The organism is Rhodoferax sp. GW822-FHT04A08 (assembly GCF_058801025.1).
In genome coordinates this window covers 205,672-229,143 of the sequence record NZ_JBXAMW010000001.1, presented here as the reverse complement: position 1 = coordinate 229,143, position 23,472 = coordinate 205,672, and the positions used below count along the sequence as shown (strand labels likewise).

Below are 23,472 nucleotides of genomic sequence, written 5' to 3'. Positions count from 1 at the left end.
GAGACGTGCAGGCTGCGCTCCCCCACCCCCTATGGCACCCGGTGCAGCATGCGCGTGCCCGGGTACAGCACTTCTGGGTCAGCCGCCTCAGACCCAGCGACAGCATCACGCTGACCCAGCGCACGGTCTACATCCTGCCCACACGCCCGGGCTGGATGTTGGCTGTCACCCTGCTGGTGTTGCTGATTGCCAGCATCAACTACCAACTGAATCTTGGCTACGTTCTCACCTTTTTGCTGGCGGGTTGCGCCGTGGTGGGCATGCATGTATGTCACGGCACCCTGCGCGGCCTGACCCTGCACCTGACGGCGCCCGAACCCTGCTTTGCCGGCGGTGTGGCCAGCATTCCCATCTATCTGCACAGCCAGCGCAAACGCACGCGTTATGGCATTGGACTGGCCGTGCTGGGCACGCAGCACTGGACCTGGACCGATGTGCCGCCAGAGGGAAGTGCCAAGGTCACACTGGCGTTTCACCCCCGGCAACGGGGCCTGCAGGCACTGCCCACCCTCACGGCGGAAACCCACTTTCCCATGGGCACGTTCCGGGTATGGACGGTCTGGCGTCCCGCCGCACAGGTACTGGTGTACCCGACGCCAGAAATCCATCCGCCACCGCTTCCGCCGGGTGAGCCCAGCGCCGCTGGCGCCCACACGGTACAGCGGCACAACAGCGGCGAGTTCGATGGGGTGCGGGCCTACCGGCGCGGCGACCCGCTGAAGATGGTGGTGTGGAAAAAAATGGCCAAGGCCGACCAGTTGGTCAGCCGCGACACCCAGCAAGCCCAGCACTTTGAGCTCTGGCTGGACCTGCAGCACACCGGCGTCTCCATGCCACTGGAGGCCAGACTCTCGCGCCTGTGCGCCTGGGTGCTGCTGGCCAACCAGCAGGACTTCCGTTATGGACTGCGACTGCCGGGCGTGGAAGTCGCGCCGGATAGCGGCGAAGCGCACAAGCGCAGTTGTCTGGCGGCCCTGGCTCTGTATGGAGCTGCACCGCGATGAATGTCCTCGACCGTCTGCAGCATCTGCCCCGCGACACGCGCGACACGCTGTTCCTGCTGTGTGTGATTGCCTGGATCACACTGCCCCAGGTCAACCACCTGCCCCTGTGGTGCAGCGTGATGACGGCGCTGGTGCTGGTCTGGCGTGGCTGGATTGCGGTTCGCGGTGGCACCTTGCCTTCGCGCTGGCTGTTGCTGCTGATGCTGTTGGCCGCCAGCGGCGCCACGTTCTACAGCCACCGCACTCTGATGGGCCGCGACGCCGGCGTGACCTTCATTGTGGTGTTGCTGGCGCTCAAGACACTGGAGATGCATGCCCGGCGCGACGCCTTTGTGGTGTTCTTCCTGGGCTTCTTCACGCTGCTGTCCAACTTCTTTTTCTCACAAAGCCTGTTGACGGCGTTCGCCATGGTGATCGGTTTGCTGGGGCTGCTGACGGCCCTGGTCAACCACCACATGCCGGTGGGTCGCCCGCCTCTGGCACTGGCGGCACGCACGGCGGCGGGCATGGCGCTGCTAGGTGCACCCATCATGGTCGTGCTGTTTGTGCTGTTCCCTCGCATCGCGCCGCTGTGGGGCATGCCGGGTGATGGCGGGGCCGGGCATACCGGGCTGTCCAACAGCATGCGGGTGGGCAGCATTGCCAATCTGGCGCTAGACGACAGCATTGCCATGCGCATCCGCTTCGAGGGCAAGCCGCCGGCCCAGCGCGACCTGTACTTCCGCGGACCGGTGCTGTCCACCTTTGATGGACGGGACTGGAAGCCGCTGCGCAGCGGCTTTCCCGCACACATGCAACTGGCAGACCGGCTCGAGGTGCGTGGCGACCCAGTGCGTTACGAAGTCACGCTGGAAGGCAGCAACCAGGCCTGGTTGCCCTTGCTCGATGCCGCGCCGAAAGCGCCCGCACTGCCGGGCTACGGCGCGCACATGCAGGCGGACCTGCAATGGACGGCGGACCGGCCGCTGGTGGACCTGGTGCGCTTCAAGGCAGAGAGCTACACCACCTTCCGGCACGGCCCTATGAAGGAGGAACTGGGCTTGCAGGATCTGGTCGAGCTGCCTCCAGGCTTCAACCCGCGCACCTTGCAACTGGCACAAGACATACGGCGCGACCCGCGCTATGCCCGTGCCAATGCGCCGGCGCTGGTGGAGGTGGTAATGGACAAGCTGCGCACCGGTGGCTACACCTACACATTAGACCCGGGTGTGTTCGGCACCCACACGGCCGACGAATTTTGGTTTGACCGCAAGCAGGGCTTTTGCGAGCACATCGCATCGAGCTTTGTGCTGCTGATGCGTGCACTGGACATCCCGGCGCGCGTGGTAACGGGCTACCAGGGCGGCGAGCCCAACGCGGTCGACGGATTCTGGACAGTGCGTCAGAGTGATGCCCACGCTTGGGCAGAGGTCTGGATGGCAGGCCGCGGCTGGGTCCGCGTGGACCCCACATCTGCCGTGGCACCGGGGCGCACCGGTTCGCTGCAGCGTCTGGTGCCGGTACCGGGACTGGTGGCCCAGGCGCTCAATACGCTAAGCCCGGGCTTCGAAGTCAATCTGCGTGCGCTATGGGAAGCCACCAACAACCGCTGGAACCAGTGGGTGCTCAACTATTCGCAGGCGCGCCAACTGGACCTGTTGCGCAACATCGGATTTGAATCACCGGGTTGGGAAGACCTGAGCTATCTGCTCATTGGTCTGATCGTTCTGGTCAGCTTGGCAGGCGCGGCTTGGACACAGTGGGAGCGCATGCGCCAGGACCCCTGGCTGCGTCTGCTGCACGGCGCGGCGCACCGCCTGGAACAGGCTGGGCTGGTCGTGGACGCCAATGCCGCCCCCAGGCAATTGGCCTTGGCTTTGCAGAAGCAATGGGGTTTCGACCCGAGCGGAGCTTCCAGGCAGGCCAGCGCGGATATCCGGCAATTGCACGATTGGCTATTGCGTCTGGAGGCATGGCGCTATGCGCCTGCATCGCAGGACGCACATGCCACGCGTATCGCGCTAGGTACACTGCAGCGGCAATACCGCCAGTTGCACTGGCCTCAACGAGCTCCCAAGACACCGTGAAACCCTTTGCCCTCCTGATTGCCGCCGTGCTGTGCGCCGCTACCGCAGCCCATGCGGCTACGGCCATCCAGTCCCTTCCTTACCAAAGAAATCACGCAGGGCACGCCGCGCCCTCCAAAGCCAAGACCAAGCTCAAGGTGAAGGCCAAAACCGCTTCGACCAACAGCAAGGCAACCGGCACTCCCTATGCCAGCCGACCGGAGGTGATGCAACAGGCCGATGCCATTGCCGCACGCCGTGGGCTGGATGTGAACTGGGTGCGCCATGCGATCGGTGAGGCACGCCTTGTACCGGCCATCACCAAGGCCATTCTCCCGCCGCCCGCAGGCGTGCCCAAGAACTGGCAGGCCTACCGCAGCCGCTTCGTGGAGCCCGTGCGCATCAAGGCCGGAACCCAATTCTGGCTGGCCAACATCGAGACATTGCAGCGTGCCGAAGAACAGACCGGCGTGCCCGCCAGCATCATCGTGGGCATTCTTGGTGTGGAAACCATCTATGGACAGCACACCGGCAACTTCCGCGTGATCGATGCGCTGTGCACGCTGGCGTTCGACTTTCCCGCGGCCCACCCCAAGGCCGAGGCCCGCACAGCCTTTTTTCTGTCGGAGCTGGAAGAATATCTGGCTCTGACCGCCCGCACCCACACCGACCCGCTGGCGCTGCGCGGCAGTTATGCCGGCGCCATGGGCTGGCCACAGTTCATGCCGTCGAGCTGGGTCAAGTACGCCATTGACTTCGATGGTGACGGGCGCGTGGATCTGTTCAACAGCCAGGCCGACGTGATCGGGTCGGTCGCCAACTACTTCAAGGCCTTCAACTGGCAACGCGGCATGCCTACCCACTTTGGCGTCAGCGTGGACCCGGCCCTGTTTGACAAGCAGGCTCTGCTGGCACCGGACATCGTGCCAACCTTCAGCGTAGAACAGCTGGCTGCCAAGGGCGTGCAAGTGGACGAAGCGGCAAGAACCTACAGCGGCCCATTGGCCTTGATTGAACTGCAAAACGGGGACGCCGAGCCGCTGTACCTGGCTGGCACCGAAAACTTCTACGCCATCACCCGTTACAACTGGAGCAGCTACTACGCCATGGCCGTCATTGAGCTGGGCCGGGCCGTGGCCGATGCCATGGGTTCGCAGACCCAAATGGCCACAACGCGCGAAAGTGGCGTGACAAAATAAGGCATGGCCCCACCCAACGCCGCCTCCGAAAAAATGCTGCTGGATCGCTCCGATGCCAGCGCCACCATCGATCTGTATCGCGCCGCACTCGGCCCCATCCGTACGGACTACTACCTCAAGGCCTTCACCCGCTTCGATGCGGCCGGCCGCAGCAGCCTGAGCTGGAATTGGGAAGCGGCGCTGCTCACGCTCAACTGGCTGGCATTTCGGCGCCTCTGGGGTGCAGCCCTGGCCTACGGCGGTGCGGTGGTGTTTGCGGCCCTGCTGCTGTTCGGCATTGGTCGCCTGGTATTCCAACTCCCTTCCAGCGGCCTGTGGGGGTTGTTGGCGCTGCTGGTATTGGCAGCCATTGCGGTGCCCGGTGCGCTGGGCAATGCCTGGCTGTATGCGGCAACCAACAAACGCATCGAGCGTGCGCTGGCCGACAGCGCCACGCTGGAAGAAGCGCAGACCCTGCTGCAACAGCAGTTGGCCGGACGGCGGCGCTTGGGGCTCCTCGCGGGCTTGAATGTGGTGCTGTGCGCCCTGGTGGCCGTCATCGTGCAGTCCCTGCCTGACACCGGTAGCTTGCCCCTGAACAGTAGCAAGATGGGCCAGGCGCGCACCGCGACCGTGGACGAGTGGCAAGCCGCACAGGGCAAGCAGGCAGTAGCAACGGTATCTGCGCCGCAAGAAGCTGCCTCGGCCCCAGCCACGCAGGCATCCAACACCGTTTCGCGCATGAGCCAGGGTATGGTGCAGGTGGCCAACTCGGCCGCAGTACCCGAACCACAGAGCGCGACTTCCGCTCCCATGCCAACCCCAACGCCCGTTCCCGCGCCAACGCCTGCGCCGGCAGCTTCAACCCCTGTTGCCGCATCTGCTGCAACGCCGACGGCGCAAGCTCCGACCAAAGCAGAAAAACCGGCCAAGGTCGCAAAAGGCAAGAAGGCGGCAAAGGCAGAAGCCCGAGCCCATGCAGAGGCCGCCAGGAATGCGCGCACAGCCAAACCCAAACCGGCGGCATCCAGCCCGGCGGCTGCGGCGCAGACTGCAGACAGCTATGTGGTCAACGTGGGACTGTTTGCCGACGAGAACAACGCCCGCAATGCCTACACCAAGCTCAAGGATGCCGGTTTGCCCGCGCAATCGCAGGAGGTCAAGTCGTCCAAGGGCCCGCGCACCCGGGTGCGGGTCGGTCCATTCGAGACCCAGGCCGAGGCCGACCACGCGGCGGACACCATACGCGGCCTGCATCTGGAGGCCCAGGTCTTCAAGCCCTGAAAGACCTGTGCCGACGCGCGGCGTTTACAGCACGGCAGCGCTTTCAAACAGCGGGTACAGCGTATCCAGCCAGGCGTCCATCTCTGCTTCGGCCACATTCAAATGGGTCAGGCAGGCCGCTCCAAACCGGTCCCATTCGCGGTGCACTGTAACGCCCTCATGCCGCGCCACCAGCGTCTCGGCCACCAGTGCCATGGCAACCAGCGTACGCACTTCTTCCGAAAAGCCCTTGTCCTGCAATATGGTGAAGTCATGGTGCAGGCGTACGGCCAGCGCCACCACCGGGGGTAGCCGCCAGGTCTTGGCAACTATGGCGCCCACCACCGCGTGGTCGGTCTTGTGGGCGGCATTCTCGGTCTGGGTGAAGCTGCGATCCTGACGCGCCAGAGCCTCGGCCAGCGTTCCGGCATAGCCTTTGACACCCATCAACAGGATGGGTATGCCAACGTGGCAAAACAGTCCGCAGGTATGGGCGATGTCCGGGTCCACGCCATACAGCTGCCTGGCAATGAAGCCCATGGCAATGGCGCGCCGGGTGGACGTCTCCCAGAAATGCTCGATGAGCGGTGAGTTGACCCGAATCGCGTTGCGCGTGAGAAAGCACGTCAGGATGTCAATGGTCTGCCCCACACCCAGCATGGCCACGGCCTGCGCCACGGTGGAAGCAGACCGCGAGCGTGCGTACAAAGGACTGTTGGCAATGCGCAGCAGGGATGCGGCCATGGCCACGTCGCTGGCGGCAATACGCGCAATTTCTCCGGGGTCCGGATCGCCCTTGCCTACTTCCTTGCGCAACTCCATCAAAAGGTCCGGGCAAGGCGGTATGACGATGTCCTTCACAGGGCCCTTGTCCCGCGCGTGATCCAGTTCCCGGTCAATCTCAGCTACGTCCATACAGGCCCCTTTTGACAAAGATTATCGGTGGGATGTTTCGCGTCCGCGGTTGACTTCAGTCAAAGACTTTGGGGTGATGAAGGTGCCACAGTCGGCAAAAGTGACATGTTTGTGTCACGCATGTAAAGAGGAGACGATCATGTTTCATTTTGATTCCCTCACGATTTCCCGTCGACTGGCACTTCTGACAGCCATCTGCCTGCTGGGCATCAGTGCATTGGTGGCCTTTCTGCTGGCGACTGAACGCACACTCATCATGGAAGAGCGGCAACTGGGTGTGCAGCAGGCGGTGGAAACGGCGCATGGTGTGGTGAGTCACTTTCATGCTCAGGTGGCCGCCGGAAAGCTCTCGGATGAAGAGGCCCGCAAGAGCGCCATGAACGCCCTGAAGGTGATGCGCTACAGCGGCAACGAGTACTTCTGGATCAACGACATGGATGCGCACATGGTGATGCATCCGATCAAGCCGGAAATGGACGGCAAGGATGTCAGCGACACCAAAGACCCCACCGGCAAGCACCTGTTCGTGGAATTCGCTCAGACGGTCAAGACCAACGGCAGTGGCTTTGTCTGGTACCTCTGGCCCAAACCCGGCAGCGACACGCCGGTGCAGAAGGTGTCTTTTGTCAAGGGCTTTGCGCCCTGGGGTTGGGTGCTGGGTTCGGGGGTGTATGTGGACATGGTGGACAAATACATCTCCCAACGGATCTTCCACGCCACGTTGGCCACCGTGGTGTTCGCTGCTGTGCTGATTGCGGTGAGCATGCTGATCTCGCGCGGGGTCATCTCGCTGCTGGGTGCAGAACCGGTGAAGGCCGTGGCAATTACGCAGCGCATGGCCGGTGGTGATCTGGCCACGCCCATTGAACTGCGTGCGGGTGACCAGACCAGTCTGTTGCATGCCATACAGGGTATGCAGCGCAGCTTTGCCTCCATCGTGAGTGAGGTTCGCCGCGGCGCGCTAGGTGTTGCCGCCGCCAGTACAGATATCGCCCAAAGCGATGCCAATCTGTCGGCCCGCACCGAACACCAGGCCAGCGCACTGGAAGAAACCGCTGCCAATATGCAGGAGCTCAATGCCACAGTGCAACGCAATGCCGACTCGGCCCGGCAGGCCAATCAGCTGGCAGTGAGTGCTTCGGCGGTTGCGACCAAGGGTGGAGCCGTGGTCAGCCAGGTGGTAGACACCATGAAGGGCATCAATGAAGCCTCCACACGCATCTCCGCCATCATCAGCGTGATCGACGGCATTGCCTTCCAGACCAACATCCTGGCGCTCAATGCAGCCGTTGAAGCAGCACGGGCGGGCGAACAGGGACGCGGCTTTGCCGTGGTTGCCAGTGAAGTACGCCTGCTGGCTGGTCGCAGTGCCGAGGCCGCGCGTGAAATCAAGACCCTGATCAGTACCAGTGTGGAACGCGTGGAGCAAGGCACACTGCAAGTCGATCAGGCGGGTGCCACCATGCAGGAAGTGGTGGACTCCATACGGCGGGTCACCGACATCATGACCGAAATCACCAGTGCCAGCGAAGAGCAGGCACTGGGAGTGGCTCAGATTGGTGAAGCTGTTGGCTCACTGGACCATGCAACCCAACAGAATGCCGCCCTGGTGCACGAGATGGCCGACGCCGCTGCGCGACTGAAATCACTGGCCGATGACCTGGTGCACAACGTTTCCGTATTCAAGCTGGAAACGTCGTAACCGCCCTGCGCCGTCAGGCTCCCGCGACCAGGAACTCGCGGCTGATGTGCGCGCCCAGATCGTTCACACGGTCCAGGAACTGTGTGAGATAGGCGTGCAGGCCCGTGGCGAGAATCTCGTCGATGCGGCCGTACTTGAGTTCAGCGCGCAGCTTGCCCGCGCGACGCAGAGTTTCGCTGCCAGGATTGCTGGAGACCAGGGCCAGGTTGTTCACCACCTCATTGAGGCTGGCGTGCAATGAGCGCGGCATGTCAGGCTTGAGGATGAGCAGCTCGGCCACGCGCTCAGGCTGGATCACATCGCGGTAGACCTTGCGGTAGACCTCGAAGGCCGAGACGCTGCGCAGGATGGCGCTCCAGTGGTAGAAGTCGTATTCCTGGTCGCGCTCATTGGCCACGCCGTAGAAGTCGCTCTGCACCGCATGGAACTTCACATCCACCAGACGCGCGGTGTTGTCGGCGCGCTCCAGGAACGTGCCCATGCGCATGAAGTACAGGGCCTCGTCCATCAGCATGGTGCCCACGGTGACACCGCGTGAGAGGTGCGAGCGGAACTTCACCCATTCAAAGAACTGCGCGGGGTCGGCCTCGAACTCGCCGCTCTTGATCATGCGTTTGACTTCCAGCCAGGTCTGGTTGAGCGTCTCCCAGACTTCGGTGGTCAGGGTGCCACGCACGGCACGCGCATTTTCCCGGGCAGCGCCCAGGCAGGAGACGATGGAGGACGGGTTGCTCTCGTCCTTGACCATGAAGCTCATCACGTTCTGCGCTGTGACCGTTTCAAAGCGCTTGTTGTAGGCACCGGTGAGTTCGCTGATGCTCAGCAGACCCTGCCATCCCATGAGGGCCACGGCTTCGGATTGGGGCAGCAGAGAGGTCTGGTAATTCACATCCAGCATGCGCGCGGTGTTCTCGGCCCGCTCGGTATAGCGGGACATCCAGAAGAGGTGATCGGCGGTACGTGACAGCATGTTCTAGTTCTCCAAAATCCAGGTATCTTTGGTGCCGCCGCCCTGGCTGCTGTTCACCACCAGCGAGCCCTCCTTCAGGGCCACCCGTGTCAGGCCGCCGGGCACCATCTGCACCGTCTTGCCGGAGAGCACATAGGGGCGCAAATCAATGTGGCGCGGTGCGATGCCGCTTTCCACAAAAGTGGGACAGCTCGAGAGGCTGAGCGTGGGCTGGGCGATGTAGCCGCTGGGGTTGGCCAGCACCGCCTTGCGGAAGTCCTCGATTTCCGCTGCCGTTGCCGCCGGTCCCACCAGCATGCCGTAGCCACCGGCGCCGTGCACTTCCTTGACCACCAGATCCTTCAGGTTGGCCAGGGTGTAGGCCAGATCGTCCTTGTTGCGGCACATGTAGGTGGGGACGTTGTTCAGGATGGGCTTTTCACCCAGGTAGAACTCGATCATCTTGGGCACATACGGGTAGATGGACTTGTCGTCCGCGATGCCCGTGCCCACTGCGTTGCAGATGGTCACATGGCCCGAGCGGTAGGCATCCACCAGCCCGGCACAACCCAGGGTGGAGGTCGGGCGGAACACGGTGGGGTCCAGGAAGTCGTCATCCACTCGGCGGTAGATCACGTCCACGCGACGCGGTCCGCGCGTGGTGCGCATGTAGACGAACTTGTCTTTCACAAACAGGTCCTGGCCTTCGACCAGTTCCACGCCCATCTGCTGGGCCAGGAAGGCATGCTCGAAGTAGGCGCTGTTGTACATGCCGGGAGTCAACACCACCACCGTAGGGTCGGCGCTGGTCTCGGGGCTGCTGGCGCGCAGCGTTTCCAGCAACAGGTCGGGATAGTGCGCGATCGGTGCAACGCGGTGTGCACTGAACAAGTCGGGGAACAGCCGCATCATCATCTTGCGGTCTTCCAGCATGTAGCTCACCCCACTGGGCACGCGCAGGTTGTCTTCCAGCACGTAGTATTCGCCGTTGCCCTTGGCGTCGGGCGCACGCACGATGTCGATGCCGGAGATGTGGGAATAGATCTGGTGTGGCACGTCCACGCCCACCATCTCGGGCCGGAACTGGGCATTGCCCTCGATCTGGTCGCGCGGCACGACGCCGGCCTTGAGGATTTCCTGCTCGTGGTAGATGTCGTGGATGAAGCGGTTGAGCGCATTGACGCGTTGCACCAGGCCTTTTTCCATGCTGGCCCACTCGTGGGCCGGAATGATGCGGGGGATGAGGTCAAAGGGAATCAGACGTTCGGTACCGGCTCCGCTCTCGTCCTTCTCACCGTACACCGCGAACGTGATGCCGACGCGGCGGAAGATCATTTCCGCCTCCTCGCGCCGCTTGGCCATCATGTCGCCAGGTTGGCGGGCCAGCCACTCATCGTAGATCTTGTAGTGATCGCGGATTTGCTCACCTTTGGAGAAGAACTCGTAGGGCAGCTTGGTGTACATCTCGTCAAATTTCTGCATAAATCCTCTTGAACTCAATCTCTGTTGATCTTCTAAGCAAGCTTCGCACCAACATACTAACCCTGATTCATCGCTCGACTCATGCACTCCTATGGAACACGGTGACTCCAGTAATGCACGCTTTCGGTACGCGTGCAGTGCACCTGCGCAGGCTCTGTCGAGAGCCATTGCATAGCACCACAATGAGGCGAGTCACGCACCACAATGCCGCGCACCTGGTAGCGCTGCAAGACCGTGGCAGCCGGATGTCCGTAGCGGTTGCGATACCCCGATTGAACCCATGCTTCATGCGGCTGCACGGCGTCCAGAAACGCATCGCTGCTGGAGGTCTTGCTGCCGTGGTGAGGGACCAGCAGCAAATCTGCCTTGATGGCAGCTTGGGCCGCAACCAGCGCATCCTCCTGGGGCTTTTCAATATCGCCGACCAACAATGCCACCACGGGCACGGGCATGGCGGCACTCTGGATGCGCAGCACGCAGGACAACGCATTGGGCTTGCGCGGTGATTCGTAATCCCCAGCCTGCGGATGCAGCATGTCGAACTGCACGCCGTCCCACTCCCAATGCTGGCCCGCCACACAGCGCTGCGCCGGATGCACAGCTTGCAACCTGTCGTCCGCCGCAATGGAGCTCAGCAGGGTGGACTGGGGTTGCATGGTCAGAACCGCCGCAGCGCCGCCGATATGGTCGGTATCGCGGTGGCTGATCACCACCGTATCCAGACGCGTGTTGAGGGCCTGCAGCAGGGGCAACAGCACGCGGTGTCCGGCATCACTCTCCAGGCTGTAGCGCGGCCCGGCGTCGTACAGCAGCGCGTGACTGGCTGTGCGCACCAGCACGGCATTGCCTTGCCCCACGTCAGCGGCCAACAACTCGAACGCACCGTGGCCCGGAACCGCCGCCTGCCACAGCAGCACCGGCAACAGGAGCGGCAACCCCAGACCGCGTACATGCCAGGGCAGACGCGCCAGCAGCAGAATCCCGCCCACAACACCGGCCGCCGCCAGCCACCAGGGCGCCGCAGGCAATGCCAGTGTGGCCCAGGGCCAGGCCACCAACACCTGCAGCACAGACAGCAGCAGCGCAATGGCGCTGCCGGCCAGGTTCCACAACCAGGGCCAGGCAACGCCAGCCATCGCCAGCGGTGTGAGCACCAGCGTGACCCAGGGAATGGCAAAGGCATTGGCCACCAGCCCGACGATGGACAACTGCCCAAACAGGAACAGCGTGAGCGGCGCCAGTGCCACCGTGACCACCCATTGCTCGCGCAGCATGGCGCGCAGGCGCGCCGCGGCATCCTGCAGTCGGCCGTCCGCAACCGGCTCGCGCAAGGCGCCGTCATCTGTGGCAAACAGAACGCCCACCGCCACAAAACTGAGCCAGAAGCCAGCCTGCAATAGTGCCCAGGGGTCCATGGCCACCACCGCCGCACACGCCAGCATCCAGGTCTGCGGCCAGGGCCAGCGAGCCCCGGACAGCCTGAGCGCGGTCACGATACCCAGCATCAGGCAGGTGCGCTGCGCCGGAATCCCCCAACCCGAAAACACGGCGTACGCCAAGGCCAGTGCCAGGCCGCCGACCCAGGCGGCGGTGGGTGCGGGCAACCACAGGCACAAGGGCCCGGATCGGCGCCAGAGCCAGCCGACCAGCCAGGCAGCAGCCCAGGCGAACATCGTGATGTGCAAGCCGGAGATGCTGACCAGATGCGCCACGCCCGCAGCACGAAACACGTCCCAGTCCACCCGGTCTATGGCGTTCTGGTCGCCCACCACCAATGCGGCAATCAGCCCTGCATATTGACGCTGCTCCACATGGGTCGCAATGCGCTCACGTACCGTCTGACGCAGCAGCGCCACCGGGTGCGTCCAGGTCTGCCCCAGCAGCTGCGGTACCGGGTCCGCTGCACTGGCCCTCACATAGGCCGTTGCCTGGACCCCGCGCTCCCACAACCACAGTTCGTAGTCAAAGCCAAAGGGGTTGCGGCTGCCGTGTGGCGCCTTGAGCCGCAAGGTCATGCGCCAACGCTCTCCGGCATGCACGTCCTCGGGCTGGCGCTGCAAGGCCACCGTATCACCTGTTGCAGATACACCGGTGGTGTACCAGCCCACATCAACCCGGGGTGGCATGTCCACTGGTTGCCCCTCCAACACGGCCGCCTCGATGGCCAAGGTAAAGCGCAAGCCGGCCTCACCGCGCTGCGGCATGTCGACGACCACGCCCGTGCCCTGCACGTCCCGCCCTTCCAGCGCCGGCAGCAGGGCTCGCGTCTCGTATGCCAGGCAACGCAAACCGGTGCTGGCAAACCCGAGCAGTGCCATCGCCAGCAACCAGCCCAACTGTCGGTGCTTCCGTGCCCAGGCCGGCCGGCGGCGTTGCCACACGCACCACGCCAGACCCGCCAGCGCCAGGAGCAGGTAGGCCTGGAGCGGCCACAGGTTAGCCTGCTGCAGTTGCAGGGCCGCCCCCAGCACCCAGCCCAGCAATGCGGCAAAGGGGCCGACGCGCTGGTGCGGTGGGTCTGAGCTGAAAAGATGCACTTCGGCCATGCCCTGCATGCTAGCGGTTCGGGCAGGCGCCAAGCGGGATGGCCCGTCTCTTGCTTTTACCAAGGTGACGGCTGTCAAAGCCGGACAATGAACTCTTGCTACTATCGAAGCGACCTGCACACGCCAGACGAGGCCCAAGCACCTATCTACCGAGATACACCACCTATGTCCATTCACGCAGCGCTCAACCACGTTACCCACTACAGTTACGACCGGCTGGTGGCCCTGGGCCCGCAGGTCATCCGCCTGCGCCCGGCGCCCCATTGCCGCAGCAAGGTCATCTCGTATTCGCTCAAGGTCGAGCCTGCAACCCATTTCCTGAACTGGCAGCAGGACCCGTTTTCCAACTACCAGGCGCGCCTGGTGTTTCCGGAAAAGACCCGCGAGTTCAAGGTCACGGTGGATCTGGTAGTCGAAATGGCGGTGTACAACCCGTTCGACTTCTTCCTGGAACCCGAAGCCGAAGAGTTCCCCTTCACCTACGAAGCCAACCTCAAGCAGGAGCTCGCACCCTACCTCATTGCAGACAAGATGACGCCGCTGGTGGAGGCGTATTTGAAGAAGGTGGACTACACCAAGCGCCGTAGCGTCATGTTCCTGGTGGACCTGAACCAACTGGTGCACAAGGATGTGAATTACACCATCCGCATGGAGCCCGGCGTGCAGACGCCGGACGAAACCCTGACCAAGGCCTCCGGCTCCTGCCGTGACTCGGCCTGGCTGATGGTGCAACTGCTGCGCCACTGCGGCTTGGCCGCGCGCTTTGTTTCAGGCTACCTGATCCAGCTCAAGCCCGATGTGAAGGCGCTGGACGGCCCCAGCGGCACCGAAGTGGACTTCACCGACCTGCACGCCTGGTGCGAGGTGTACCTGCCCGGTGCTGGCTGGATTGGCCTGGACGCCACCTCCGGTCTGCTGGCCGGCGAAGGCCACATCCCCCTGGCCTGCACGCCACAGCCCTCGGGCGCGGCTCCCATTGAAGGTGGCGTGGACAAGAGCGAAGTCGAGTTCAGCCACCACATGCAGGTCACCCGCCTGTACGAGTCGCCGCGCGTCACCAAACCCTACACCCCGGAACAATGGGACGCGGTGATGGAACTGGGCGAGCAGGTCGATGGCGAACTGGTTGCCGGCGACGTACGCCTGACTATGGGCGGCGAGCCCACCTTTGTCGCCGTGGATGACCGCGACGCGGCCGAATGGAATACCGACGCCCTGGGCCCGACCAAGCGCGGCTTTGCCACCGCACTGGTGCACAAGCTGCGTGACGAATATGGCCAGGGCGGTTTTCTGCACTTCGGCCAGGGCAAGTGGTACCCGGGTGAGCAATTGCCGCGCTGGGCCCTGAACATCTACTGGCGCGCCGACAAGCAGCCGGTCTGGAAAAATCCCGCGCTGTTCGTGGACGAGCGCAACCCCACGCACTACAGCAGCGAGGAAGCAGGACGCTTCATCCGCACCCTGGCTGCTCGGCTCGGCCTGACCGACAAATACGTGCAGCCCGCCTACGAGGACACCTGGTACTACCTGTGGCGCGAACGCCGCCTGCCGGTGAATGTGGACCCCTTCAAGTCGCGCCTGGACGACGAGATGGAACGCTCGCGCCTGCGCCGCGTGTTCGAGCAAAAGCTCGACTCGGTGGTGGGCTTTGTGCTGCCACTCAAGTCCAGCGACGGCCCGCGCCTGACCGGCCCTGAGTGGAAAACCGGCCCGTGGTTCTTCCGGGACGAGCGCATGTACCTGATGCCCGGCGACTCGCCCATGGGCCTGCGCCTGCCCTTGGACTCCCTGCCCTGGGTCAGCGAAGGCGACTATCCCTATCTGGTGGAACTGGACCCGACCGCGCCACGCGGCGAGTTGCCCCCCTATGCTGCATTTGCACAGCGCTATGCGCCGGGCAGCTCGGTTGCTGGCTCAACGGCGGCAACAGGAGCCGACAAGGCCGGTGCCCTGGGCAGCAATGGCGTGGCGGGCGGAGCCACGCCATACCTGGCAGGCACCGGCGCGCAAAGTGAAGCCGCGCGCAAGATACAGAGCCGCGCCAGTGCGGCAAGCAGCGCAGTCGCGGCCAACGCCCAAAGCAGCACCCAGGCAGAACCGGCCGACTTTGCCCGCATGCCCAACCGGCAGGAGTCTGCCCACTGGATCACCCGCACCGCGCTGTGCGTGGAAGTGCGTGACCCGCGCCGCGCCAACGGCCCCAAGGCCGAGGCCGTAGGCGAAAAGTCCGGCGTGATGTACGTGTTCATGCCGCCGCTGGAACTGCTGGAAGACTATCTGGACCTGCTGGCAGCGATTGAAGCCACGGCCACCGAGCTGAAGGTCAAGATCGTGCTGGAAGGCTACCCGCCTCCGCGCGACCCGCGGCTGAAACAACTCTCGGTGACTCCCGACCCCGGCGTGATCGAGGTCAACATCCATCCTGTCACCCATTGGAAGGAGCTGGTCTACAACACCGAGTTCCTGTACAACGCCGCCTTTGAGTCGCGCCTGTCGGCCGAGAAGTTCATGACCGATGGTCGCCACACCGGCACCGGTGGCGGCAACCACTTTGTGATGGGTGGCGCCACGCCGGCAGACAGCCCCTTCTTGCGCAAGCCCGAACTGCTGGCCAGCCTGCTGCTGTATTGGCACAACCACCCAAGCCTGAGCTACCTGTTCAGCGGCATGTTTGTCGGCCCGACCAGCCAGGCGCCGCGTGTGGACGAGGCACGCAACGACCAGCTGTACGAGCTGGAAATCGCGATCGAGCAGATCTACAAGAACCGCGACACCTATGGCCAGAGCATGCCGCCCTGGCTGGTAGACCGCACCTTGCGCAACATCCTGATCGACGTCACCGGCAATACCCACCGCAGCGAGTTCTCCATCGACAAGATGTACTCGCCCGACTCCAGCACGGGCCGCTTGGGCCTGCTGGAACTGCGTGCCTTCGAGATGCCGCCGCATCCGCACATGAGCAGCGTGCAGCAGTTGCTGTTGCGTGCCCTGGTGGCGCGGTTCTGGAAGACGCCTTACAAGGCCCCGGTCACCCGTTGGGGCACCGAGCTGCATGACCGCTTCATGTTGCCCACCTTCATCCAGATGGACTTCCACGACGTCATCGGTGAGATGAAGCAGGCCGGCTATGCATTCGATGAGAGCTGGTTTGCACCGCACTTCGAGTTCCGCTTCCCGCTGGTGGGCGGTGTGCAGAGCATGGGGATCGAGCTCACGTTGCGCAACGCGCTGGAACCCTGGCATGTGATGGGCGAGGAAAGCAGTGCCGGTGGTACCGCGCGCTATGTGGACTCCAGCCTGGAGCGCATGGAGGTGCGCGTGAGCGGCCTCAACGAGAGCCGCTACGTCATCACCTGCAACGGCAAGGCCTTGCCCATGCAGAGCACGGGTACGGTGGGCGAATTTGTTGCCGGTGTGCGCTACAAGGCCTGGAACCCGCCCAGCAGCCTGCACCCCAGCATCGGCCTGCATGCTCCGCTGACCTTTGACATCGTGGACACCTGGATGAAGCGCTCGGTGGGCGGTTGCCAGTACTTCGTCACCCACCCGGGTGGCCTGGCCTACGAGAACTTCCCGGTCAATGCATTTGAGGCCGAGAGCCGCCGCCTGTCGCGCTTTGCCGCCATGGGCCATACGCCCGGCACCCTGGTCATTCCACCGGCCACCATCAATGTGGCGGCCAGCAAGGAGTTTCCGTTCACCAAGGATTTGCGCAGGGGCTGACGCTCAGTCCTTGAATACAGGCTTGCGCTTTTGCAGGGAGGCCTGCATGGCCTCGGCCAGGTCCGCACTCATGAGCATGGCGGCGTTCCAGGTTGCGACATAGTTCAGTCCGTCGGCCACGCTGTGGTCGCGGGCGTAGGTGATCATCTCCTTGGTGCCGCGTATGGCCAGGGGGCCCTTGAGCGCGATGGTCGCGGCGATTTCCTGCACCCCTTGGTACAAGGCCTCCTTCGACTCAAACGTGCGGTTGACCAGGCGCATGGCTGCCGCCTCGGTCCCGCTGAATACCCTTCCGGTGTAGGCCAGCTCGCGCACCATGCCTTCGCCTACGAGCTTGGGCATGCGCTGCAAGGTGCCTACGTCAGCGGTCATGCCAATGTCGATTTCGCGGATGCTGAACTGGGCATCGTCCGTGGCATAGCGCATGTCGGCACAGCAGATCAGGTCTATGCCACCGCCAATACAGGCGCCATGGACAGCTGCCAGCACTGGCTTGCGGCAGCGCTCCAGGCTGGTCAAAGTGCCCTGCATGTCAATGATGATGTTGCGCAGCTCTTCGCGGGTACGCCCGTCACAATCGGTCTGGATTTGCCGCACCACGTTCATCATCATGTGCAGATCGATGCCGGTGCAGAAATGTCGCCCCTCGCCCCGCAAAATGGCAACACGTGCCTGGGCGGTGTGATCGACCCATTCAAATGCCTGCCGGATTTCACTCCACATACCCGCATTCAATGCGTTGCCTTTTTCGGGCCGGTTCAAAGTGACGGTCGCAATGTGATCCTGAAGATCAATCGTCAGTGTTTCATAGGCCATGTACTTACCTCTCCTGTGATTGCCAATCCGCCTTCCCGCCTGGCACGATACTTGATGCATTGCCTTCACCGTACCCATCTTTGCACAGGGCTTGCAGGTGTTTATCCGGTTGCCAAGCCGGAAATTTCTGGCAACCATAAGTGCAGTTACATTGTGGCCTTATCGGATGGGTTGGCAAACCGGTTGGAAGCATTATTTCGCGTAACGACAATAGACAAAGAGGTTGGATTTATGAGACTTGTGAAACGTTTTTGGCTACTGGCCGCTGTGTTCGGTATTGGCCTGCTGGCTGTCAGCCTGGTATCTTATGTGGTCCTTGGTCGCATCAAGGTCAACGGCCCGGTCTATGAACGCATCATCCAGACCAAGGACCTTGTAGCCGACGTGCTTCCGCCGCCTCTGTTCGTGATGGAAAGCTATCTTGTGTCGGTACAGGCCATCAACTCCCCCTCCTCCGAGCAGGAGGCGTTGATCAAGCAACTGCCCGTGTTGCAGAAGGCCTACGAAACCCGCAGTGAATACTGGAAACAGCAGGACATTGGCGATGAACTGCACGCAGGCCTGGTCGAGTCGGACAAGCATGCACAAGCCATCTTCAAACTGATCAATAAGGAGCTGATCCCGGCAATGGCCGCCAGCGACATTGACACCATCAATTCCACCATTCGCGCCATGCAGGTCGAATATGCGGGCCATCGCAGTGCGATCGCCAAGATCGTGGATCAGGCCAACAAGACGGCGGACGAGCAACGCGAATCTGCCACCACGCTGACCCGTGCAGCATTGCTGGGAATGCTGGGCATCAGCGCACTGGTCCTGGGCGTGGTGGGTGCCTTCCTGGCCCTGACCGGGCGCACCGTGCTGCGCCAGATTGGCGCAGACCCCAGTGATGTGGTGGCATACGCCAACCAGATCGAAGGCGGCGACCTGAGCCAGACCTCTCAGGCTGGCACGACGGCACCCGGCAGCATCATGGCGGCACTTTCGCAAATGCAGGAGTCCTTGCGCAAGGTAGTGGCAGGTGTGCGCTCCGGCTCGGAAGGTGTGGCCATTGCCAGCTCAGAGATTGCCAATGGCAACCACGACCTGTCGGTGCGGACCGAGAACCAGGCCAATGCGCTGCAGACCACCACCGCATCCATGGACACGGTCAATCAGTCCGTCAACCAGAACGCAGAAGCCGCGCGCCAGGCCGACCAATTGGCCTTGAACGCATCCCAGGTTGCCGCCAAGGGTGGCGAGGTAGTAGCTCAGGTGGTGGAAACCATGAAGGGCATCAACGAGTCGTCGCGCAAGATCAACGACATCATTGGCGTCATCGACGGCATCGCCTTCCAGACCAACATCCTGGCGCTCAATGCCGCCGTCGAAGCTGCGCGCGCCGGTGAGCAGGGTCGAGGCTTTGCCGTGGTGGCCAGCGAAGTACGTGCGCTGGCGGGCCGTTCCGCTGACGCAGCCAAGGAAATCAAGTTGCTGATATCAGCCAGTGTGGACCGCGTTGCGCAAGGCACCACGTTGGTGGATCAGGCGGGTGAAACCATGACCGAGGTGGTGCAGAGCATTCGCCGCGTCACCGATCTCATGGGAGGCATCAGCTCGGCAACAGACCATCAGGCACACGAGATGGTACAGGTAGGTTCCGCCCTGGGGCAGATGGACCAGACCACCCAGCAAAATGCCGCCCTGGTGGAAGAAATGGCTGCCGCCGCAGCCAGCCTGAAAAACCAGGCTCAGGAGCTGGTACGGGCCGTGGCCGTCTTCAACCTGGGCGCACAAAACAACTTGCACCTGCCCCGGCTGGAGGGCTGACCCTAGACCGTGCTGGTCGTCTTGAAGGCGCGCTGGTAGCGCTCCAGGCTGTTGAGTGAGCCGCAAACGAACAGTGCGTCGTCATCCTGCACGACGAAGTCATCGGCAAATTCCACGATGATTTCACCCGCACGCTCCACCGCAATCACCTTGGCACCCGTGCTGTCCAGTTCCTCGTTGCGCCAGGGATGGCGCCCACTCAGGGCGCCAGGATGCAGACGGGCAAACTTGATACGGTTTTCGACCTGCAAGGCCTGCTCGCCCAGCAGCTGAAAGGCCAGGATCTGCCCGGCCACCTGGCCAACCGAAATGGCGAAGTCGGCACCCGAGCGGTACATGCGCGCGGTATTGCGCGTGCGCTGCACCCGCACGATCAGCGGCACCTGGGGTGCGTAATCGCGCACCACGGCACTGGCAAAGACCGATTCACTGTCATCACTCAGTGCCAGCACCACGGCGCTGGCATCGCGCAAGTTGGCACGGCTCAAAGTGGCACGCTCCAGCACGCTGCCCACCAGATCCACGCCCGGACCGGGTTGGCGGTCAATCACCACGCAGGTTTCGCCTGCGTCCTTGAGCATCTCCACGACCTTCTGCCCGACTGCACCCAACCCGGCCAGCACGATGGGGCCGGCGCGGCGAATCGGCATGGCCATGCGCTCAACGGCTTCCAGATTGGCGTGCGTGCCCACGGCCACCAGAATGGCGCCCGCCTCCACCTGGGTCTGGGGCCCTTTGGTGGTGGTGAAAACGCCGCCCATCCATTGGCCGATCAAGGTGACGCCGTGGCGCTCCCGCAGCCTCAGCTCGCCCAGCTTCTTGCCAGCCAACGGGCTTTCGGCGCGCACACGAAATTCCGCCATGCCGATCTTGGTTCCCAACAGGTGCATGCCTTCGGCCGGAGGACTGATGCGCGTACTGGCCTGCGACGCCAGGGCCGCACCCAGCACGTGCGCCGGAGTGAACACCTCGGATGCACCTATGCGGATCATGGGGTAGCGGTAGACCGGATCGTCGGCCAGTGCGTACAAGGGCCCCGTGAAACCCTGCTCGCGGACCACCATGGTGAACGTGGCATTGGCGTGGTCATTGTCGTTGGCCACAACAGCCTTGGCCTGCGCCACATTGGTCAGAACCGCCGGGTCATCGGCCAGCTTGCCAAACACCACTTCATAGCCACGATCACGCAGGTTGCGCGCAACCTCCATGTCCTCTTCCAGGATGACGAAGGGCGTTCCCTTGTTCTTGAACTCATCCAGCAGCGCTTCGATGGTGGGGCCGAACCGGTAGAACAGCACCTTGCCGTCCATGGCGGGCAGGCGGTGCTGCAGCCGCACCTCGAACTGCTCCTCGAAGTACGGCAGGATGACCATCGGAAACACCAGGAAGATCAGGAACTGCCCGGCAAACTGCACCAGCACCACATACAGCGCCATGGCCGGATGGCTCCAGGCACTGTCGGCACCATAGCCGGTGGTGGTGATGGTCTCGGTAGCCCACTGCAGGCTTTGCAAAAAGGTCCGCGTGCGCCCCTCCAGGTGCTCCATGCCGACCATATAGATGAGTGCCAGGAACACCACGGTGATGGGAAGCACCACCAGAATGGCCAAGAATCGTCTGCTGGATCGTTTGAGATGGAATTGCATGAAGAAGTGTGCAGGTTTCAGGTTGATCAGCGCTTCAGAAACAGGCGCACGTTTCCGTCACCCGCAGTGCCTTGCATATGCCCCGCAGAATCACCGGCGAAAAGCCTGGCCAGGTCCCTGTGCAAGGCAGCCAGACTACCTGCTGGCGCGTGGTGGTCCTGCAAGGTACAGACAATCTCAAGCGTGCCGTCGCCGTGGCGGATGAACTCCACAGCCCGGGTCTGCGATGGCCAGTCGATCAGCGAGGCGGTGGTGATTTCCCAAAAACCCGCACCATTGCCAGTCGGGCTGGGATGCGGCATGACACGATGCAAGTGCCTGTGCCCCACCAGCCAGGCCACCGCGCAGGGATGGCGATGTACCACGTCCGTCAAAGCCTGGGCCAGCAGTCGCTCCGGATCGTCGCCTCGGGTGTTGATGAGCGAAACCGATCCATGGTGGCTGGCCAGCACCGCAATCCGCCCGGGCTGACGCTCCACCTCGGCCAGACGGGCCTCCAGCCACGCCACTTGCGCAGCGCCAATGCTGCCCTGGTAGTCACCGCCCGGGTGGTTGGTGTCCAGCAGGATGATGCGCACATGCTCGGTATCGATACAGGTGTCGGCCCGGCCGTCACGCAGGTGCGACGGGTCGTAGCCCAGTGCGCCGTGCTGCATATGGGCAGCCATCCACTCACGCAAATCCACGGCGCGCCGCTGGGTCGAGGCAGAAATCTGGCGGTTCACGCCCCCGGTGGAGAACAGCTCGGGCTGGTCCACGAACAGATTCAGCGGGTCCTCGGGCCTAAAACCCGGCGTGGCGGCCAATGCTTTGACACTGCCCCGGGCAATGGCCTCGATCGCCGGATTTGGCAAGGCGGTGCCCTGGCGCATCACGTCATGGTTGCCGGGTACGCTGGTCCAGGCAAAGCCCAGGCCGGGCGACTGCAATTGCGCGCTGGCCCGTGCCACGAAGCCCGGCACCACCGGATAGCCCTGCGCCTTCCAAGTGTCGGGCCGATCCGCGTCCGGACACCAGAAGGGCCAAGCCTTGTCGCCCAGCTCCTTGCCCGCTTCGTGCACGCCGCCGTAGGCAGACAGGGAGGTCTGGCCACCTGCCATGATCTTGAGAAAGGTCTGCAGCTCGTTGGCCTGGGCGTTGTCGATGTTGTCGCCGGTGCTCAGCGCCAGGTTGTACGGAGTCTGACTCCAGGGCGCCACCGGGTTGCGATGCACGCTGTCCACGTGTGCGGCCAACGCCCAGTGGGTCAGCGCCTCATAGGGCCGATGCATGTGCAGCAGCGGCTTCCAGTAGGGATCTTCGGCCAGCAGTTCGATCCACTCGCAGCGCGCCGGGGATACGGTGTCCATTACATGCACATCGCTCATGTGCAACAGGCTCAGCAGATGCTGGCCTTTGCCCTGGGGCAATGTGCCGCCCAATTCAGTCCGGGTGGTGTAGTCGATTTGCGTCATGTTCAGATCGTTCGCAGTGGGTAAGTGAAATCCTGGGTCAACGGCCGCCGCTACGGATTGTGCACAATAGCCTGCCTGTCCTGTATGAAATACAGCTCCCGAGGCGTGTGACCTTGCACGGTAATTGCATGGAGCACCCATCCAACCACAACATACGGAACATTACATGCCCTCACTCAATTTCATAGGCGGCGAAAAAGGCGGCGTCGGCAAATCCGTCGCAGCGCGTCTGCTGGCCCAGTATTACATTGACAAGGGCTTGCCATTCACCGGCTTCGACACCGACCGTTCTCACACCTCGTTCACCCGCTTCTATGCGGACTATGCCTCTCCCGTGGTGGTGGACAGCTTTGAAGGTCTGGACCAGATTGCCAGCGAATTCGAGAACCCCACTGCAGACGGCCAGACCAAAAGCGTCATCGTCGACTTGGCCGCCCAGACTGCAGCGCCGCTGTCGCGCTGGATTCGCGACTCCGACCTGATCTCACTTATGGCCGAGATGGGCATCACGGTCAACTTCTGGCATCTGGCCGACGCAGGCAAGGACACGGTAGACCTGTTGGGGCGACTGCTCAGCACCTACGGCGAAGGCCCCAACTACATCGTGGTGAAGAACCAGGGACGCGGTACCGACTTCTCCCAGCTTGACACATCCTCTGCCATGCAAAAGGCGCTGGATTTGGGTGCCAAGGTCATCACGCTGGGCCAATTGCACGAAGCCAGCATGCGCAAGATCGACCGCCAGAACGCCAGCTTCTGGGCCGCCATCAACACAAAAACGGGTGACGATGCCCTGGGTCTGCTGGAGCGCCAGCGCGTCAAGAACTGGCAAAAAGGCGTGTACGCCGCATTCGACACCCTGCCTTTGCAATAAGCAACCATGCAACGGCCACTGGCATACTGTGACACTTGAGCGCCACCACTGACCCCTCTTCCGCTG

The 23,472-nt window shown here is 62.9% G+C and carries 15 protein-coding genes; 8 read left to right on the top strand and 7 right to left on the bottom strand.

Annotated elements, in window-relative coordinates:
- Positions 1-5 precede the first annotated feature (5 nt).
- From AC1RMF_RS01030 to AC1RMF_RS01015, 4 genes are read left to right on the top strand one after another with little or no spacing between them, the layout of a single operon-like run.
- A complete protein-coding gene (locus AC1RMF_RS01030; protein ID WP_493138866.1) occupies positions 6-1,004 on the top strand; it encodes a DUF58 domain-containing protein in 999 nt (332 codons plus the stop codon).
- A complete protein-coding gene (locus tag AC1RMF_RS01025; protein ID WP_493138864.1) occupies positions 1,001-3,070 on the top strand; it encodes a transglutaminase TgpA family protein in 2,070 nt (689 codons plus the stop codon). The genes AC1RMF_RS01030 and AC1RMF_RS01025 overlap by 4 nt, the downstream gene beginning before the upstream one ends.
- Positions 3,067-4,248 (top strand): lytic murein transglycosylase B, encoded by a 1,182-nt coding sequence (gene mltB / locus AC1RMF_RS01020; RefSeq protein WP_493138862.1) that lies wholly within the window; start codon positions 3,067-3,069, stop codon positions 4,246-4,248. Before AC1RMF_RS01025 ends, mltB begins: the two co-directional genes overlap by 4 nt.
- 3 nt (positions 4,249-4,251) lie before the next feature.
- Positions 4,252-5,511: an SPOR domain-containing protein gene (locus AC1RMF_RS01015; protein ID WP_493138860.1), complete on the top strand. Its 1,260-nt coding sequence runs from the start codon at positions 4,252-4,254 to the stop codon at positions 5,509-5,511.
- Positions 5,512-5,535: 24 nt separating this feature from the next.
- Here the strand turns inward: AC1RMF_RS01015 and AC1RMF_RS01010 are convergent, their stop codons facing one another.
- Positions 5,536-6,405 (bottom strand): HDOD domain-containing protein, encoded by an 870-nt coding sequence (locus AC1RMF_RS01010; RefSeq protein ID WP_493138858.1) that lies wholly within the window; start codon positions 6,403-6,405, stop codon positions 5,536-5,538.
- A 139-nt stretch (positions 6,406-6,544) separates the two neighbouring features.
- Here AC1RMF_RS01010 and AC1RMF_RS01005 point away from each other — a divergent pair, with 139 nt between their 5' ends.
- The gene (locus AC1RMF_RS01005) at positions 6,545-8,107 is read left to right on the top strand and encodes a methyl-accepting chemotaxis protein (protein WP_493138856.1); all 1,563 of its coding nucleotides are present in this window, start codon (positions 6,545-6,547) and stop codon (positions 8,105-8,107) included.
- Positions 8,108-8,120: 13 nt separating this feature from the next.
- Here AC1RMF_RS01005 and AC1RMF_RS01000 read toward each other — a convergent pair whose 3' ends face one another.
- From AC1RMF_RS01000 to AC1RMF_RS00990, 3 genes are all read right to left on the bottom strand, one after another.
- On the bottom strand, positions 8,121-9,077 hold the full coding sequence (locus AC1RMF_RS01000) for an alpha-E domain-containing protein (protein ID WP_493138854.1): 957 nt from the start codon (positions 9,075-9,077) through the stop codon (positions 8,121-8,123).
- Between the two features lie 3 nt (positions 9,078-9,080).
- A complete protein-coding gene (locus tag AC1RMF_RS00995; protein ID WP_493138852.1) occupies positions 9,081-10,538 on the bottom strand; it encodes a circularly permuted type 2 ATP-grasp protein in 1,458 nt (485 codons plus the stop codon).
- A gap of 89 nt (positions 10,539-10,627) precedes the next feature.
- Positions 10,628-13,084: a DNA internalization-related competence protein ComEC/Rec2 gene (locus AC1RMF_RS00990; RefSeq protein WP_493138850.1), complete on the bottom strand. Its 2,457-nt coding sequence runs from the start codon at positions 13,082-13,084 to the stop codon at positions 10,628-10,630.
- A gap of 165 nt (positions 13,085-13,249) precedes the next feature.
- On the opposite strand from AC1RMF_RS00990, the gene AC1RMF_RS00985 reads away from it, so the two are divergent.
- Positions 13,250-16,807 carry a transglutaminase family protein gene (locus AC1RMF_RS00985; protein WP_493138848.1) on the top strand — a complete coding sequence of 1,186 codons (3,558 nt, stop codon included), beginning with the start codon at positions 13,250-13,252 and terminating at the stop codon, positions 16,805-16,807.
- A gap of 3 nt (positions 16,808-16,810) precedes the next feature.
- On the opposite strand, the gene AC1RMF_RS00980 is transcribed toward AC1RMF_RS00985, so the two are convergent.
- Entirely contained in the window at positions 16,811-17,623 is an 813-nt protein-coding gene (locus AC1RMF_RS00980; RefSeq protein WP_493138846.1) for a crotonase/enoyl-CoA hydratase family protein, read from the bottom strand.
- A 240-nt stretch (positions 17,624-17,863) separates the two neighbouring features.
- Here AC1RMF_RS00980 and AC1RMF_RS00975 point away from each other — a divergent pair, with 240 nt between their 5' ends.
- On the top strand, positions 17,864-19,432 hold the full coding sequence (locus AC1RMF_RS00975) for a methyl-accepting chemotaxis protein (RefSeq protein WP_493138844.1): 1,569 nt from the start codon (positions 17,864-17,866) through the stop codon (positions 19,430-19,432).
- A gap of 2 nt (positions 19,433-19,434) precedes the next feature.
- Here the strand turns inward: AC1RMF_RS00975 and AC1RMF_RS00970 are convergent, their stop codons facing one another.
- Together AC1RMF_RS00970 and AC1RMF_RS00965 are read right to left on the bottom strand one after the other, a co-directional pair.
- Entirely contained in the window at positions 19,435-21,042 is a 1,608-nt protein-coding gene (locus tag AC1RMF_RS00970) for a potassium channel family protein (RefSeq protein ID WP_493138841.1), read from the bottom strand.
- Between the two features lie 62 nt (positions 21,043-21,104).
- Complete coding sequence (locus AC1RMF_RS00965; RefSeq protein WP_342618020.1) at positions 21,105-22,532, bottom strand: metallophosphoesterase family protein; 1,428 nt, start codon at positions 22,530-22,532, stop codon at positions 21,105-21,107.
- 166 nt (positions 22,533-22,698) lie between these two features.
- Here AC1RMF_RS00965 and AC1RMF_RS00960 point away from each other — a divergent pair, with 166 nt between their 5' ends.
- A complete protein-coding gene (locus tag AC1RMF_RS00960) occupies positions 22,699-23,406 on the top strand; it encodes a P-loop NTPase family protein (protein WP_493138839.1) in 708 nt (235 codons plus the stop codon).
- The last annotated feature ends 66 nt before the right edge of the window (positions 23,407-23,472 follow it).

Coding starts and splice junctions, on each gene's coding strand:
- AC1RMF_RS00990 (WP_493138850.1), bottom strand. CDS start 13,084: ATGGCCGAAGTGCATCTTTTCAGCTCAGACCCACCGCACCAGCGCGTC.
- AC1RMF_RS01010 (WP_493138858.1), bottom strand. CDS start 6,405: ATGGACGTAGCTGAGATTGACCGGGAACTGGATCACGCGCGGGACAAG.
- AC1RMF_RS00960 (WP_493138839.1), top strand. CDS start 22,699: ATGCCCTCACTCAATTTCATAGGCGGCGAAAAAGGCGGCGTCGGCAAA.
- AC1RMF_RS01000 (WP_493138854.1), bottom strand. CDS start 9,077: ATGCTGTCACGTACCGCCGATCACCTCTTCTGGATGTCCCGCTATACC.
- AC1RMF_RS01015 (WP_493138860.1), top strand. CDS start 4,252: ATGGCCCCACCCAACGCCGCCTCCGAAAAAATGCTGCTGGATCGCTCC.
- AC1RMF_RS00965 (WP_342618020.1), bottom strand. CDS start 22,532: ATGACGCAAATCGACTACACCACCCGGACTGAATTGGGCGGCACATTG.
- AC1RMF_RS00980 (WP_493138846.1), bottom strand. CDS start 17,623: ATGGCCTATGAAACACTGACGATTGATCTTCAGGATCACATTGCGACC.
- AC1RMF_RS00995 (WP_493138852.1), bottom strand. CDS start 10,538: ATGCAGAAATTTGACGAGATGTACACCAAGCTGCCCTACGAGTTCTTC.
- AC1RMF_RS01005 (WP_493138856.1), top strand. CDS start 6,545: ATGTTTCATTTTGATTCCCTCACGATTTCCCGTCGACTGGCACTTCTG.
- AC1RMF_RS01025 (WP_493138864.1), top strand. CDS start 1,001: ATGAATGTCCTCGACCGTCTGCAGCATCTGCCCCGCGACACGCGCGAC.
- AC1RMF_RS00985 (WP_493138848.1), top strand. CDS start 13,250: ATGTCCATTCACGCAGCGCTCAACCACGTTACCCACTACAGTTACGAC.